The following is a 15915-nucleotide window of genomic DNA, read 5'->3' as shown; positions in this document are numbered from 1 at the left end:
CATCCCATGAGTACTATTCTATTTGAACTGGGGTGTGAAGAGCTACCTCCAAAGAGCCTAAAACCATTACGTGATGCACTACAAGCCAGTGTTACTGAGCAATTGACGGCAGCAGATATTACCTTTGATAGTATCAAAGCCTTTGCTGCTCCGCGCCGTCTGGCCATTCAGATTCAAGGTATTAGCGATAAGCAGCCTGATCGCACAGAACAAAAACGTGGACCAGCAATCAAAGCGGCGTTTGATGCAGAGGGCAACCCAACACGTGCGGCGATGGGTTTTGCTAAAAGTTTGGGTATTGAAGCTAGCGAGCTTACGACGATTAATACTGACAAAGGTGACTATGTCGGTTTTGAGCAGATTATCCGTGGTCAAGCGACAACTGAGTTACTGCCTGCTATTTTCCAAACTGCGCTAGATAATTTGCCGATAGCCAAACGTATGCGCTCAGGTGCTAGCCGTAACGAGTTTGTGCGTCCCGTACAGTGGGCGGTATTGATGCAGGATGATACTGTCATTGATGCCACTATCCAAGGTCGTCAGACGGGTACGCAAACGCGTGGTCATCGCTTCCACAGCCCTGATTATCACAATATTGCCCATGCTAATGATTATGAAGAATTACTAAGTGGTCTAAAAGTAGTAGCAGATTTTGATAAGCGTCAAATGCTGATCAAAAACCAAGTTAAAGCATTGGCAGATGAAGTTAATTCTGATGCCATCGTACCGCAAGATTTGTTAGACGAAGTCACCGCATTGGTCGATTTTCCAATTGCGCTACGAGCGAGCTTTGAAGCGCGCTTTTTACAAGTACCGCAAGAAGCGCTTATCTCGACCATGCAAGCGGATCAAAAGTATTTTTGCTTAACTGATAAAACTGGCAAGCTGCAGCCGTATTTCATTTTTATTACCAATATTGAATCAAAAGATCCTAACCAGATTATCGAAGGTAATGAAAAAGTTGTGCGTCCACGTTTGGCTGATGCAGAGTTTTTCTTCTTGCAAGATCAAAAGCAGCCATTGTTTGCACTCACAGAAAGCCTAAAAAATCGTGTATTCCAAGATAAATTGGGTACGATTTGGGAGAAATCTGAGCGTATTGCCAAGCTGGCAGCATTCATCGCCACGTTGATGCAGCAGCAAGGTCACGATATCAATGTTGATGAAACCGTACGTGCAGGCATTTTGTCTAAAGCAGATTTAGCCAGCTCGCTCGTCGGCGAATATCCTGAATTACAAGGTATCGCAGGCACTTATTATGCGCGCCTAAACGATGAGCCTGAAGCGGTCGCAGCCAGTTTAGAAGAGCAGTATCTGCCGAAATTCAGTGGCGATGTATTACCACAGACACCGATTGGCATTTGCTTAGCCTTAGCGGATCGTTTGGATACATTGGTTGGTATTTTTGCGATTGACCAAGCACCGACGGGTTCAAAGGATCCGTTTAGCTTACGTCGTTCTGCTATTGGCATCTTGCGTATTTTAATCGAAAAGCAGTTATCGATTAATTTGGTAGCACTTGTCGAAGAAGCTATTAAAAACTATGGCAGACAGAATGCAACAAAGCTTATCAATGAAGAAAAGACTATGGATTTGAGTATTAGCGATACTTTTACCCAAGTCATGGCATTCCTAAACTCGCGCTACCGTGCGATGTATACAGAGCAGGGCGTTAGCGTCGATACGATTCAAGCAGTGCAAGCGATTAACCCACATATGCCGCTTGATTTTGATCAGCGTATCCGTGCAGTGCAAGCATTTAGCGAGCTATCACAAGCGTCGATGTTGGCTGATTCAAACAAACGTGTTGCTAATATATTGGCCAAGTCAGAAGTGAGCGTGGCTGATACAGTCGATGAAGCGCTACTGTCTGAATCTGCTGAGCAAAACTTATATGCGAACGTGCAGCAAGCGCAGACAGTGGTACAACCATTGCTTGAGCAAGCGGACTATACGCAAGTATTGCAAACGCTGGCTAGCTTAGATGAGCCGCTGACACAGTTCTTTGATCAAGTAATGGTCAACAGTGAAGATGCTGCGCTTAAAAACAATCGCTTGGCATTACTAAAGCAGGTTCGCGCCTTGTTCTTGACGGTAGCTGATATCAGTGAGCTACAGCTGTAACCCTGCTAAAACCTGATAGTTACTTTAACCTGATTGTTGTTTTAAATTGACGGTTACTTTTGATAAAAAACCTGGCTTATCGTGGCCAGGTTTTTTTGTTATACAGTTGACTGGTTTACTCATACAGCTATACGTTAGATATAATCAGTCAGTTAGCGCAATCAGCAATTAAACGGTAAAGGCATTGTATTATCGCTATTATTGACGGTAAAATTTATGCTATCAAAACGTATTAAATAATCTTATTTAATAGATTTCGTTATTTCTTGCGTTTACCCGTAATCGAAGGAGCACTGCCGTGTTTGCTGTTATTATTGTCATCCTTATTATCTGGGCTTCAATGTGGGCTTTTTATAAGTTTATGTACCCGCGCGCACCTAAAAGCATGATGCCAAAAGAAGGAGATGTGACCACTCCGCGTCAGTGTAATTTTTGTGGCAACAGCTTGGCTGAATATCGCGGCGTACTCGAAACTAAATCAAGTACAGCTACCAATGGCGATGTTGAAGCGAACCAAGAGTTGTTCTTTTGCAATTATGAGCATCAGGCAGACTTTCATGCAGGCAAGACCTACACGCCTTATGCATAATTAGATAAATGATTGACCAAAAAAAGCGCCTAACTTTATTGGCTAGGCGCTTATGAGTTTAATACAGTACGATGTATCTACAGAATAGAATGAGCATCTTTCATGATTTTATTCAGCAATGCCTCAGACTGTTTGTCTTTCTGCAAACGATCTTCATCACTTCTTTGATTGGCATGGATTTTTTCATATAGGTTCAAGCAGCACAGTACCAGTATGCTTTCTTGACTGAGGCTTGGCGCATCTCTTTTTAGATCGAGCGCATAGTTGTTAATATACGAAACCGCTGACAGTAGCTCTTCTTGCTCATGTACTGGACAAAAGATTGGATAAGTAACCCCAGCAATCGCAATATCAACTTTTTTAATTTGTGGTTCTGGCGCTTTAGGTGTTTTGGTATTAGATTGTGCCATGGCGCTTGATATATTTGATGCTGCTGGTGTCGTTTTTTGCGCTGGTACTGGCGCGCTTGTTACTGGCACACTTGGCGCTTGAGTATTTTTTAGTTGTTTTTCTATCGATTTGCTTTGGTCATCGGTCATGATAAATCCTACAATGTCTGGTCAGTGAAATGAGTGATATCAGATTTTACAAACAGCATTTGGCAGTTGAATAAACAGTACGTCTTTGCTATCTGCTACAAGAAAACGTTAGCCTTCTGCTTGATCGATACGGGTTAGGCGCTGTAATACGACTTGCGTACGCTCGGCTGCCAATTGGTTCTTCTTTTGCAGTTCACTGTTTTGTTGTTTGATATCGCTATACTGCTGCTTTAGCTCATTATTGTGTTGTTGCAGCTCGCTGTTTTGTTGTTGTAGTTGGCTGATCTGTTTTTGCAGTTTGTCTTGTTCTTCACCGATCATATGGTGCGCTTCTGCAAGGCTCTGATAGCGCTTGTCGAGATCGTTCAGTTGTTTTTTGGCACCGTCACGTTCGTTATGACTGTTATCTAATTTGGTTTTTAGGGCGGCAAATTCTTTTGAATCAGTAACAGGGTGTTGTTTTAAGCTGCTAAGTTCAGCACTGACAAGCTGATACTGTTTTTTGATGTCGAGTACCATTTTTTCTAATATTCTAAGTTGATCATACATAGTCAGTTTTTATCCTTAACAAGTAAGCGTGAATGAATTTTGTTCGCTGCATTTAATAATGCCATAGGTGACCGCATAATATCTATATCAACAAAGTAATTACAAGCATCAGGCTTTGCCTTTTCACTTTTATTTATCGATGATTTGTCCATGACATTTTATCGCGACTATTTTTATTTTATGAGCAGTAATCAATTACTAGGACATCTATTATGAATGATAATATCTCTGGCTGGAATACTTGGCTGACTGCGTTTGATGATTGGACTGACGTGTCTATTAGCGAAGTGCATGGCATGATGACAGGGCTTATGACGGCTTGTAATGCGCCTGACGAAGCAACTTGGGCTAAGGTGTTTGAAGAGCTTAGCTTTGCTCCATTACCAGAGCCTGCATTGACCTTGCTGACAGAAGAAGCGGAAGACATCGTTTTTCAGCTAAAAGACAAAGATGATGCCTACGCGTATATGCCGCTCATCCCAGATGATGAACATGATTTATACGAGCGCGTGATGGCGTTGAAACAGTGGGCAAACGGTTTTATGACCGGTTTTGGTATTACTGATTGTGGTTTGACCAGTGAAGAAAACGAGATGCTATCTGATTTGGCTAAGATTGGCGCAATTCGTCTCGAAGATGATGAAGATTTTGAAGGTGGCGAAGAGTCTTATCTTTATATCTATGAATTTGCTCGTATGGTACCCGTAAGCTTTGCTACGCGTAAGCGTAAGGCTGTCAAAGATATCGCGCTCATCGCGGGTTTGTCTATCGATGCCAAAACAACCAAAGAGCTACAGGCAGAAGGTAAGCTACCAAAACCAATGCCGCCAGTGGTGGATGTGATGAATCATAATAATCCATCGTAAGCAGCTCTGACACATCATAGTTCTGAAAATTGTAGTAAGGATATTTTATGATCCAAAATAACAGTAGTAATAGCGACAACGTCAGTAATAGCGATAACGTTGATAGTAGCAGCGATGTCCAGCTGAAAAGTGCTGAGCATCCTACTCAGAGTCTCGATTGGCTAACACGTCTTATCGCCTTTGATACGGTCAGTCGCCACTCTAATTTGGCTTTGATTAATGATGTAAAGTCTTATTGTGAGCAGTTGGGTTTGACGGTAGATTTGACCTTTAATGAAGCTGAGACTAAAGCTAACTTGTTTGTGACCGTACCAGCTGGTGAAAACGCTGATATTATTAATAACGGTCTGGTCTTATCAGGCCATACCGACGTTGTACCTGTCGATGGACAAGCGTGGTCTTCAGAGCCGTTTACGGCGACGATACGTGGTGATAAGCTATATGGTCGCGGTGCGTGTGATATGAAGGGCTTTATCGCTTGTGCGCTAACGGTATTGCCGCAAGCCGTGCAGTTATCGAACAGTGGTCAGCTACGTCGTCCATTGCATTTGGCATTGTCGTTCGATGAAGAGGTTGGCTGTTTGGGTGCGCCATTGATTTTGGCAGACCTAAAAGCACGCGGTATCACGCCTGATTATTGTATCGTCGGTGAGCCGACCAATATGGCTATGGTGGTTGCACACAAAGGCATCGCAGTTTATCGTTGCCGTGTACATGGCAAGTCGGCGCATTCTTCATTAATTGCACAAGGTGTCAATGCTATTAGCTACGCTAGCAGATTGGTCGGCTATGTAGATACGCTTGCTGAAGAGCTGAGCGCTCGTGATGACACTTTAGAAGACGGGGATGCATTATTTACAGTGCCTTATTCGACATTGTCAGTAGGTACCATACATGGTGGTACAGCGACCAACATCGTACCCAACCTATGCGAGTTTACTTTTGACTATCGTAACCTGCCGCACATGACGCAAGACGATATACTAGCGCCTATTCAGGTAAAAATCGCTGAGCTAAATGCGCAAATGCAAGCGCGCGCGCCAGAAACTGGCATTGAGCTGATGCAAGAAGAAAGCGTCCCAGCAATGACAGATGACGATAGTGCTGAGCTACAATCACTAATCGCTGCGCTGACAGGAGATGATGAGCGTCATAAAGTGGCTTACGCGACTGAAGGCGGTCAGTTTACCAATGCAGGCATCCCAACGATTATCTGCGGTCCTGGTAGTATTGAACAGGCGCATAAAGCGGATGAGTATGTCGAACTCATCGAAATTGAACGCTGTGATGCATTCTTAAAGAAGCTGTTAGATAGCTGTACGACTCAGCCGTCCATGCAGTCATAGTTATTCAGTAGAAGGCGTGTCGTTCCTTTAAGAATTTTTGTGAGACTTTTTTGACATATAGGTATAAGTGACACCGTCTTAATGGCGGTGTTTATTTTTAAGTCGCATATTTAAGTCGTATAGCCTTTCGTATTAGAACCATTTACACATGACAAAGTAGGGGTGGGTTGATGTCTTGGCATCTGTTTGCAGTGTTTTTCGCAAGTACGTTTTTTATCTCAGCGACCCCTGGTCCTAATATGCTGCTGGCGTTTCAGTATGGCATGAACTATGGTATCAAACGAACCTTATGGACGCTGGCAGGTCTAAGCCTTGGCTTGTTTGTACTACTGCTATCGACACTGCTTGGCTTGGATGTAATCAGTCGCCAGTCTCCGTGGCTACTGACCATTATCAAGGCCGTGGGTGCGGCATACTTAATCTATTTGGGTATCAGCTCTTGGCGCGATGCTGGCGATGGTAGCTTGATGAGCGATGCTAAAGAGTTGAGTGCCGAGGTAGCAGCAGACTATGCTGCCACTGACGGCGTACCCAGTACACCACAGCCGCGTTCACTATCTAGTGCTGCTACTAGAATAGCGCCGAGCAACAAAACCTTGTTTCGTACGGGTGTTTGGGTGTCACTGTCTAATCCGAAAGCTATCTTGTTCTTTGCGGCATTTTTCCCTAAATTTATCAATTTCAGTGCGCCACTATGGCCACAATATGTTCTATTGACCATTGGTCTATTCATGAGCGAAACAATTTGGCAAATCGTATATACGCTAGGTGGTAAAAAGCTGGCAAGCTGGCTCGATGTTGGTAATCGCTTAGCTTGGCTCAATCGTGGTTGTGGGGTGATATTTATAATTATCGCTGCTGCTTTATTGGCTGAAGTGTTAAATAGTTTTATAGCTTAAAAACTACCGATAAGATTTCAAATTAAAGTGATTAATTAAACACACGTTTATTAAATTATTTTCTATAAAAGCCAAATTAATTATTGACTTTAATTTTTAAATCGTTATTATTGGCTCATTGATTTATATCGTTTATCTTTCATAAGCGATAAATCGTTTCAATTAATCTGCTATTGTCGCCATGATATTAGCCACAACCTATGGAGGAATCATCGTGTCCTATATAACTACCAAGACGTTTTTAAAGATTAAATGTGTAAACCACATGACAGCAATGACACCTTCGAAAAGGTTTGGCTAAGTTTTTATATAAGCTATTGAGTGATATTCCATCTATCGATATCAACGAATAGCTTTCTGTATCTACTTGCGCTATCTCTTTTCTAAGTCTATTGTGCCAAATTTGCTCTGCGATTGTACTAAGCCATATTGCGCTTGCTGTCATCTGTTTACCTAACATTTTTCTTTACCGTTATTGCTAATAAAGCGACTCAGGCTATGATTTAGCTAAAGCTTTTCTATGCATATAATATTTACGCTGTGGCCGACGGTTCTGATCTATATTATCTTTCTTTAAAATGTCCATAATAAATTAACCATGAATTTTTATTGATTTTTAATTAATAAGAATACGGTTTTTTATTGCCTAAATTTTATAATTTATTAATTTCATTTCTTATTAAATTTTTCGTTTAATTGAGATAGATAAGTAATGTCTAAAAATTATAAAAACTGGTAATGATAAAAAATGTATGGTTATTAAAATAATAAAATGGAAATAATAAATTATGAGCATTCAATTAGTATTAAACGAAAATCGAAAACACGGCGTACCAGTCAAGATTTATACCTCGGACGTTGAGCAAGGTGCGATGCAGCAACTACGCAATTTAGCCCAGCTAGAGTTTGTGCATTCACACATTGCAGTGATGCCCGATGTGCACGTTGGCAAAGGCGCTACAGTCGGCAGCGTGATTCCGACCAAGTCAGCCATCATTCCTGCCGCAGTTGGGGTAGACATTGGTTGCGGTATGAACGCAGTACGTTTGTCCCTGACGGCGAGCGATCTGCCTGATAGTTTACGGTCGTTACGATCGATCGTTGAACAACAAGTGCCAGTCGGCTTCAACATGCACAAACAAATTCAAGCCAAAAACTCAACACTTGATCCACTAGGAAAACGCCTAAAACCGATTACTGATAAACACCAGGGTTTGCTTAAAATGCTTAAAGGTTTTGAGCGTACTTGGGCGAAGCAGTTGGGAACATTGGGCGGTGGTAATCATTTCATTGAGCTGTGCTTGGATGAAAACAACGATGTCTGGGTGATGTTGCATTCTGGCAGCCGTGGCATCGGTAATTGTATCGGTCGCTATTTCATCAACCTTGCAAAAAAAGAACGTCAATCGCGCTTTGGTCATGTGCCAGATCGAGATTTGTCTTACTTTGCCGAAGGGTCTGATAGTTTTGCTGATTATGTCGAAGCAGTGGGCTGGGCGCAGGACTACGCGTTAGAGAACCGCCGTGAGATGATGCGTCTAGTCATTAAGTCATTACAGTCGCCACAAGCGGGGTTGCCACGGTTTCAGCTGACCAAAGAAGCCATCAATTGTCATCATAATTATGTCAATGAAGAGGTGCATTTCGGTGAGCAAGTCTATGTGACCCGTAAAGGTGCCATCAGTGCTTATGAAGGTGAGCTTGGTATTATTCCAAGCTCTATGGGCGCAAAATCCTTTATCGTACGTGGTCTGGGCGAAGCTGAATCTTTTTGCTCATGTTCACATGGGGCAGGACGACAGATGAGCCGTGGTAAAGCCATACTAGCATTCACTATCGATGAGCTAAAAGCGCAGACGGAAGGTGTTGAATGTCGCAAAGATAAAGGTGTCATCGATGAGATACCCGGCGCTTATAAAGACATCGATGAAGTGATGGCCAATCAAACGGATTTGGTTGAGGTGGTGCATACGCTAAAACAAGTCATGTGTATTAAAGGCTAATACCAAGCCTGCAAATCATCTTAGCATCGTCAAACTCGTTTAATGTACTGAATGTACAATTAGCACTCCTTTTCCTCACTAAGATGATTTTCGGCATTGGTATCTCAGGAAAATCAAAGAACAGGTAAAAATATGAGCTTAAAACAAACCTTAAAAAAGGCCAAACAGATTGAGCGACAGTTGGTACAACAACAGGCGGTAGGCACAGAGCCATCACATGGCGCAGTGAAACCACGTAATTGTTTGGCACTGGATCCACTGTTAAGAAAAGGTGGCATTCATGAGAAAGAAGATATCGATATCGTCCGAAAAAAACGTCGCCGCGAGACTAAGCAACAATTGCGACGGACAGATTGGTTATCAGAATAATGATGGCTAATATTCACGCACAAAAAAGCCGTTCGCTATTATAGTGAACGGCTTTTTTTATTTTTACTCAAACTTATAACTTAACCATTGTTATCTTAACCACTATGCCAATACTTCGATTAGCTCACCTTTTACCATATGTGGACTGACGAAATCGGTAATACGTACGCTCACAAGTTTACCCAATAGCTCATCCATTTTTTCGACATCATGAGGGAACATGACGGTACGAGTGTTATCTGCCGTACCGATTAAGCAGTCAGGATGACGATTGGCAACTTGTTCAACCAAGACGCGAGTCGTGGTACCAACCATTTCATGAGTTTTGGCAAGTGTTGAGTCAATGATGACTTTCTGGAATTCAGCCAAACGAGCCTTTTTAGTAGTGAAGCTCACATCATCTGGCAACTCAGCGGCTGGCGTGCCTGGACGTTTAGAGTAGATAAAGCTGTAAGAGTGATCGAAGTTCAACTCTTTCGCCAAGTTCAAGGTATCTTGGAAGTCTTGATCAGTTTCACCAGGGAAGCCAATGATAAAGTCGCTCGACAAGTGAATATCTGGACGAATGGTTTTTAGCTTATTAATCTGATTGATATAAACGTCGATTGTATGGTTACGTTTCATCGCTGCCAAGATAGCGTTTGAGCCACTTTGAACCGGTAGATGTAAGTGCGATACTAGCTCTGGTAATTGTGCATAGGCATCAATGATGTCATCAGTGAACTCTAGCGGATGGCTGGTCGTATAGCGAATACGCTCAACACCGTCGACATGCGAGACATAGTGCAATAGTTCAGCGAAACGGCAAATACTGCCATCGTCTTTTTCGCCGCGATAGCCGTTGACGTTTTGACCCAATAAGTTGATTTCACGGATACCTTGAGCGGCAAGGCTGTCAATCTCTGCCAATACGTCATCAAGTGGACGGGATAACTCTTCGCCGCGAGTATAAGGTACCACGCAGAATGAGCAATATTTTGAGCAGCCTTCCATGATAGAGACAAAGGCTTTATAGCCTTCTACTCTTGGCTCTGGCAAAAAGTCAAACTTTTCGATGCTAGGGAACGACACATCAATCGTACCAATACGATTTTTAGGCGCAATTTCACGTTGTTCGTTTGATTGATCATACAGCTCTGGCAGGCGATGCAAGGTTTGCGGGCCAAATACCATATCGACGTAAGGCGCACGTTTTTGAATGTTGTCGCCTTCTTGTGATGCTACGCAACCACCGACGCCAATGACAAGGTCAGGGCGTTTTTCTTTTAGTTTGCGCCAGCGGCCCAATTCTGAAAAGACTTTCTCTTGCGCTTTTTCGCGGATAGAGCAGGTATTCATTAACAATACGTCGGCCTCATCGATATCATGAGTCACTTCCATACCATGCGAATCGCCGAGCACGTCTAGCATTTTGCCAGAGTCATAGACATTCATCTGACAGCCTTGGGTCGTGACAAAGACCTTTTTTGTCGCTGCTTTTTCGACGGGTGCTTGGACTGAACTTGCTTCTTTGAGTGCAGTGACAGCACGTGCGGTGACAGTCGTCTCAGCAACAGCATCGTCATCGATGCGGGGATTGAATACAGTAACACTCATAAGGATAAGTCCATGATTGACCAAAAATATAGCGGAGTAGCCGATTAACAGGTGGCGTATTTTATCACAACCCTGTGCCAATGTGAAAAATTAGCACAGGCGATAGGGTATCAATATGATAAATAATTCATAGCAGTATCAATTATTTACTGTCGTTCATATTACCATTCATAAAACTGCGGCTCACTATCACTTCTATGTTACACCGTGCTGTCCTATTTATTAACAAAAGGTAAAGGAGATAGTTGAAAGCACAATGAGTATAGTATGATGATTGCTATACCCTTGGCGGTACCTAGCGAACCGTTATTCACATATTTGTAGAGATATCATAAAGAGAGTCAGTATGACAAAGTTGCGTGTTGCGCATAGCATCAAGGATAAAGAGTCTATCAGTCAAAAACACGCGTCAAAGCGAATCACAGTAGGTACGCTACGGCTGAGCGCGTTGAGCGTAGCAACAGCGGTCAGTGCACTTGGTGTGTCACAAGTCGCTTGTGCCGAGTTGACGTGGGGCGATGAGGAAAGCTACCAACAAGAAGGTAACTATCAACAAGATTATCAGCAAGACAGTAGTATTGACTCATTTATGGCAGCCGCTATCGCCGCAGACCGCGGTGATGTGAGTGCGCTCTATAACTATGAGCAAGTCATGAGCGGCGGCTTGTTTGCTATGTATCCAACTTATTGGCGCATGAATCTAGATCTTAATTCACAGAGTTCAGCGGCGGTCTCGCAGTTTGTGCGTCAGTATCCAGATACGGTTATGGCTGAGAAATTAGTGGCTGACTTTGCGGAGACCAAGGCAGGATCGAATGATTATGCATCAGTACGTCAAGTCGCGAATTTAATTACCAATGCGGATGCCAGTGAACGCTGTGCCGTTGCGCTTGGGTTTAATAATGGCGGTGATACTATGCGTGCTATGGCAGCCAAATCTGATGTTTGGCTAACCACCAAAAAGCAACCAGCATTGTGCGATCAGCTAGCGATGGAGATGAACAACAACGCGCTAATTAGTAATCAAGATCGTGCGGCTCGTCTCAAGCGTATGCTACGTAAAGGCAAGACAGGTGATATTATGGCATTGTCCTCACGCCTTGGTACGCCAATTGCTTATTCGGCGCTCAGTGAAATTCAGCTAAATCCGTCTTCTTTCTTTAGCCGTTTTGGTCGTGAGCCTGCTAGTCAAACCAATCAATACCTATATATGTACGCAATCGGCCGTATGGCTGACAAGTCTTATCGTGAGGCGGCGTTACAGTTAGATTTTGATATCAAACAAGACAATCAGCGCGCGGTCAGATTGTTGAATGATGAAACCCGACGCTATGCTTATCGTACGCTTGGCGTACAGCGTATGAACCACAACACTGACGATGGCTTTAACGCTGAAGCAGTGGATTGGTTCCGCAACAGTTTGGACAATGACTTTAATTTTGAAGAAGCTGAAGACTACGCTATGGCAGCGATTCGCTTCGGTCGTTGGGATGATGTGGTAGAAGCTATCTCAAAAATGGACGGCGAAACGCAAAAAGAAGCCCAGTGGCAGTATTGGCTAGCTCGTGCGTATGAGCAGTCAAGCGATAGCAGCAAGCGTAATACGTCCAAAAAAATGTATCAGAACTTAGCAAAAAGTAATGACTACTATGGCCTGATGGCAAAAGATAAAATAGGGCAGCGTTTTGATGCTAGCCGTTTAGGCGGTAGTAATTTGCCTAATGTCAGTGCTGCTGATCGCGCGCGCGTTATGCAAGATGCCAACTTTGCCCGTGCGTTTGCACTGTACAACTCTGAAGCTAGTCGTGCTTATGCCAATCGCGAGTGGAACTGGGCGGTGAAGCAAGCTCGTGACAATCGTGATGACAATTTAATTATTGCCGCTGCTCGTCAAGCCTATGATATGGGCTGGCTCGATCGAGCGATTTATGCGGTTGATAATACTGATAGGGTGGATAGTCTCGCACTTTCGCATCCGATGCCGCATCAAAGCGCAGTCGTACGTTATAGTGAGTCAGCAGGTATTGATCCAGCATGGGCGTACGGTATTATGCGTCAAGAAAGCCGTTTTGTATCCTCTGCGCGCTCAAATGTGGGCGCGAGCGGACTGATGCAAGTTATGCCTGATACCGCAAAATATATCGCTCGTAATCTAGGCGAGACGTATAGTGCGAGCCGTGCTAACAGCGGTGATACCAATATTCGTTATGGTACGTGGTATATGGGTGATATCTTGGGCAAACTCAATTATCAGCCAGTATTGGCAACCGCAGGCTATAACGCTGGTCCTAATAATGCCAAACGTTGGCAGCCAGTTTATGGCTCACTGGCCGCAGATCAATATGTAGAGTCGATTGCATTTCCTGAGACACGTAACTATGTCAAACACGTAATGGAAAACGCCACTATCTATAGCAGTCTGTTGGGTCGTGGTCAGCCGATTACTCAGCGTATGGGTACGGTGCCAGCTGGATTTTAATCGCTGAACTTGTATTTGATAAACCACTAATGATTTATTGTTAGTGGTTTATTTTTATCTGCTGATTTGCTTTGCTACTTGTTAATTGATCAACTCTAATTTGCCCAAGCAGCACTCATCTGGCTAAGATAAGTTTCATATTCTTTATCCTTCAGTACTTTATCAACATTTATCGATCTTCCTGACGATGTCGTCAACGTTTACGTTTTTGCTATAGATTAAAAAAAACGTTTTGTTACCATTGCCTTAATGGGAAACCCTATTTTTCAGTCTTGTTCTTAGGTCAATGCGTGTTTTATGTATCGCGTCTAATGATTTAAGTTATAGCCTATGTCTTATCATTGCTAACTAACTGCCTTCAGTCCTATGATCAAAAAATATTTTAGTCTGTCTACGTCGCCAAAAACCAAATATTCGTTATCTAATCGGATATGCTTTTTATCGAATGCAAATACAAAGACAGATACAAACCTGAGCAATAAGGTCGCTAACTCTATGATGCAATTGCGTGCAGGTTTGGCTAGCAAACATAGCGTAGGTAGTATCAAAGCAACGATGAGCTTCGGCGCTTTACTGCTTATACAAGGCGTTATATTGCTGCCAGCACAGGCGGCTAGTACGGTTAAGACGGGTCAGCGTGTATTGATGATTGAGATGACCCCAGCATTATGTAATATGCAGCCAACGCGGGCACGTATGCGTCAGTGTTTAGAAGGGTACTCGTTAACCGTATCTGGTTTAGACATGGGATATGGCGAACGCTGCGGTCGTGGTAGTGAGCCACGCCTTACCCCGCTACAACTAAAAGTCGTCAACCGCATCATGCCTGATACAACGGTACGTAGCCAAACGTGGCAACGTTATGGAGCTTGTAGTCCGCTTAGCGCCAGCAGTTACTTCCGACAGATTACCAATTATGCAGGTGGATTAAAATTACCGAACGAGCTAAATACGGGTAATAGTTATACCGTTTCCAAATCACGATTTATCAGTCAAATGACCCGCCTTAATAGTGGTATGTCTTCCAATAGTGTAGATCTTATCTGTCAAGAAGGCAGCCGTCGCCAATCGATACTTACTGATATACATGTGTGCTATGAAGGTAGTGACTTTGGTACTTGTCATGATGTTGTAGACAGCTGTGGCAGTAAATTTATCATTTCAGGTGGACGATAGTCTTTACTTAGTTACCTGCTTAAACTTCCTTTTCGATACCGTTTTTCATTTCACTTAATCGAATTTGATGGTGCACATTGCCTATTTTGACCATTATATCTACGTACAACACAGTGAAAGTGTGCTTTAATTCCCATGTGCTAAAACCCTCTAGCGCTTTATCTATAAGCGCTTAGCCTCTGTAGAACTCCTCTCGTATAAAATGTAACAATATAATCCCTGACGGGTCTATGACTGTATCTAGACGGTCACTGCGATGAAGTGCTACACTAGCTCTCGGTTTATACATGCTGCTATGCAGCAAACAAGTCGATATCTAAAATGATAATCGTTCATTAGAATTATCTAATAATTAATTAGGGAGTATTCAATGTCAATGAAACAGCCTTTACGTGTTGCCGTCACTGGTGCCGCTGGTAATATCAGCTACGCGATGCTATTTCGTATTGCATCTGGCGAGATGCTAGGTAAAGATCAGCCAGTTATTTTGCAATTACTTGAAATTACGCCAGCTCTTGACGCCCTAAAGGGTGTGGTCATGGAACTAGAAGACTGTGCATTCCCATTGTTGGCTGGTATCGTCCAAACTGACGATGCTAATGTCGCATTCAAAGATATCGATTATGCTTTACTGGTTGGTGCACGTCCTCGTGGCCCAGGTATGGAGCGTAAAGATTTGCTAGAAGCCAACGCTGCGATTTTCTCAGCACAAGGTAAAGCATTGAACGAAGTCGCTAGCCGTGATGTAAAAGTATTGGTAGTCGGTAACCCTGCCAACACGAACGCACTTATCGCTCAGCGCAATGCACCAGATCTTGATCCACGCAACTTCACTGCAATGACTCGTCTAGACCATAACCGTGCTATGGCACAGTTAGCTGGCAAGACTGACAGCACTGTAAATGACGTGAAAAAAATGATCATCTGGGGCAACCATTCGTCAACTCAGTATCCAGATCTAACCGCTTGTACAGTAAACGGTAAGCCTGCGCTAGATTTAGTTGATCGTGAATGGTACGAAGCAACTTATATCCCAGAAGTACAACAGCGCGGTGCTGCAATTATCAAAGCTCGCGGTGCATCATCTGCGGCTTCTGCTGCCAACGCTGCTATCGCACACATGCGTACGTGGGCACTAGGTACTGATGAGAACGATTGGGTATCTATGGGCGTTTACTCAAACGGTGAATACGGTATTGCTGAAGGTTTGATCTACTCATTCCCATGCACATGCGCTAACGGCGACTGGTCTATCGTAGACGGCGTTGATGTATCATCAGATTTCTCGAAAGAGAAAATGGCTGCCACTGAGCAAGAGCTTAGTGAAGAGCGTGATGCAGTAGCACATTTATTACCGTAAATCTAAGCTGCTATGCAGTA

13 protein-coding genes are annotated in these 15915 nt (G+C 43.3%); 10 read left to right on the top strand and 3 right to left on the bottom strand.

Annotated elements, in window-relative coordinates:
• The first annotated feature begins 6 nt into the window (after positions 1-6).
• On the top strand, positions 7-2124 hold the full coding sequence (glyS, locus tag JMX63_RS02430; protein ID WP_201570675.1) for a glycine--tRNA ligase subunit beta: 2118 nt from the start codon (positions 7-9) through the stop codon (positions 2122-2124).
• Positions 2125-2422: 298 nt separating this feature from the next.
• Positions 2423-2713, top strand: a complete 291-nt coding sequence (locus JMX63_RS02425; RefSeq protein WP_227673215.1) for a hypothetical protein — start codon at positions 2423-2425, stop codon at positions 2711-2713.
• 77 nt (positions 2714-2790) lie between these two features.
• On the opposite strand, the gene JMX63_RS02420 is transcribed toward JMX63_RS02425, so the two are convergent.
• Both JMX63_RS02420 and JMX63_RS02415 read right to left on the bottom strand, forming a co-directional pair.
• The gene (locus tag JMX63_RS02420; RefSeq protein ID WP_102091863.1) at positions 2791-3252 is read right to left on the bottom strand and encodes a cell division protein ZapA; all 462 of its coding nucleotides are present in this window, start codon (positions 3250-3252) and stop codon (positions 2791-2793) included.
• A 108-nt stretch (positions 3253-3360) separates the two neighbouring features.
• Positions 3361-3801: a hypothetical protein gene (locus tag JMX63_RS02415; protein ID WP_057761479.1), complete on the bottom strand. Its 441-nt coding sequence runs from the start codon at positions 3799-3801 to the stop codon at positions 3361-3363.
• A gap of 212 nt (positions 3802-4013) precedes the next feature.
• On the opposite strand from JMX63_RS02415, the gene JMX63_RS02410 reads away from it, so the two are divergent.
• The 5 genes from JMX63_RS02410 to JMX63_RS02390 all read left to right on the top strand — a co-directional run bounded on the left by JMX63_RS02410 (position 4014) and on the right by JMX63_RS02390 (position 9284).
• Positions 4014-4667, top strand: coding sequence for a UPF0149 family protein (locus JMX63_RS02410; RefSeq protein WP_057761477.1), 654 nt, complete (start codon positions 4014-4016; stop codon positions 4665-4667).
• Positions 4668-4714: 47 nt separating this feature from the next.
• Positions 4715-6013 carry an acetylornithine deacetylase gene (argE, locus tag JMX63_RS02405; protein ID WP_201570673.1) on the top strand — a complete coding sequence of 433 codons (1299 nt, stop codon included), beginning with the start codon at positions 4715-4717 and terminating at the stop codon, positions 6011-6013.
• A gap of 170 nt (positions 6014-6183) precedes the next feature.
• Positions 6184-6912 (top strand): LysE family translocator, encoded by a 729-nt coding sequence (locus JMX63_RS02400; protein ID WP_201570671.1) that lies wholly within the window; start codon positions 6184-6186, stop codon positions 6910-6912.
• 788 nt (positions 6913-7700) lie between these two features.
• Complete coding sequence (locus JMX63_RS02395) at positions 7701-8915, top strand: RtcB family protein (protein WP_201570669.1); 1215 nt, start codon at positions 7701-7703, stop codon at positions 8913-8915.
• Positions 8916-9047: 132 nt separating this feature from the next.
• The gene (locus tag JMX63_RS02390) at positions 9048-9284 is read left to right on the top strand and encodes a hypothetical protein (RefSeq protein WP_201570770.1); all 237 of its coding nucleotides are present in this window, start codon (positions 9048-9050) and stop codon (positions 9282-9284) included.
• A 102-nt stretch (positions 9285-9386) separates the two neighbouring features.
• Here the strand turns inward: JMX63_RS02390 and miaB are convergent, their stop codons facing one another.
• Positions 9387-10880, bottom strand: a complete 1494-nt coding sequence (miaB, locus tag JMX63_RS02385) for a tRNA (N6-isopentenyl adenosine(37)-C2)-methylthiotransferase MiaB (protein ID WP_201570667.1) — start codon at positions 10878-10880, stop codon at positions 9387-9389.
• Positions 10881-11226: 346 nt separating this feature from the next.
• Here miaB and JMX63_RS02380 point away from each other — a divergent pair, with 346 nt between their 5' ends.
• From JMX63_RS02380 to JMX63_RS02370, 3 genes are all read left to right on the top strand, one after another.
• The gene (locus tag JMX63_RS02380) at positions 11227-13359 is read left to right on the top strand and encodes a lytic transglycosylase domain-containing protein (protein ID WP_201570665.1); all 2133 of its coding nucleotides are present in this window, start codon (positions 11227-11229) and stop codon (positions 13357-13359) included.
• A 495-nt stretch (positions 13360-13854) separates the two neighbouring features.
• On the top strand, positions 13855-14535 hold the full coding sequence (locus JMX63_RS02375) for a T2 family ribonuclease (RefSeq protein ID WP_227673214.1): 681 nt from the start codon (positions 13855-13857) through the stop codon (positions 14533-14535).
• A 370-nt stretch (positions 14536-14905) separates the two neighbouring features.
• The gene (locus tag JMX63_RS02370) at positions 14906-15895 is read left to right on the top strand and encodes a malate dehydrogenase (RefSeq protein ID WP_185156582.1); all 990 of its coding nucleotides are present in this window, start codon (positions 14906-14908) and stop codon (positions 15893-15895) included.
• The last annotated feature ends 20 nt before the right edge of the window (positions 15896-15915 follow it).

Source organism: Psychrobacter nivimaris (genome assembly GCF_904846365.1).
Taxonomy (GTDB): Bacteria; Pseudomonadota; Gammaproteobacteria; order Pseudomonadales; family Moraxellaceae; genus Psychrobacter; species Psychrobacter nivimaris_B.
Note: the sequence above shows the minus strand (reverse complement) of the source record. Positions and strands in the feature narration are given on the sequence as shown.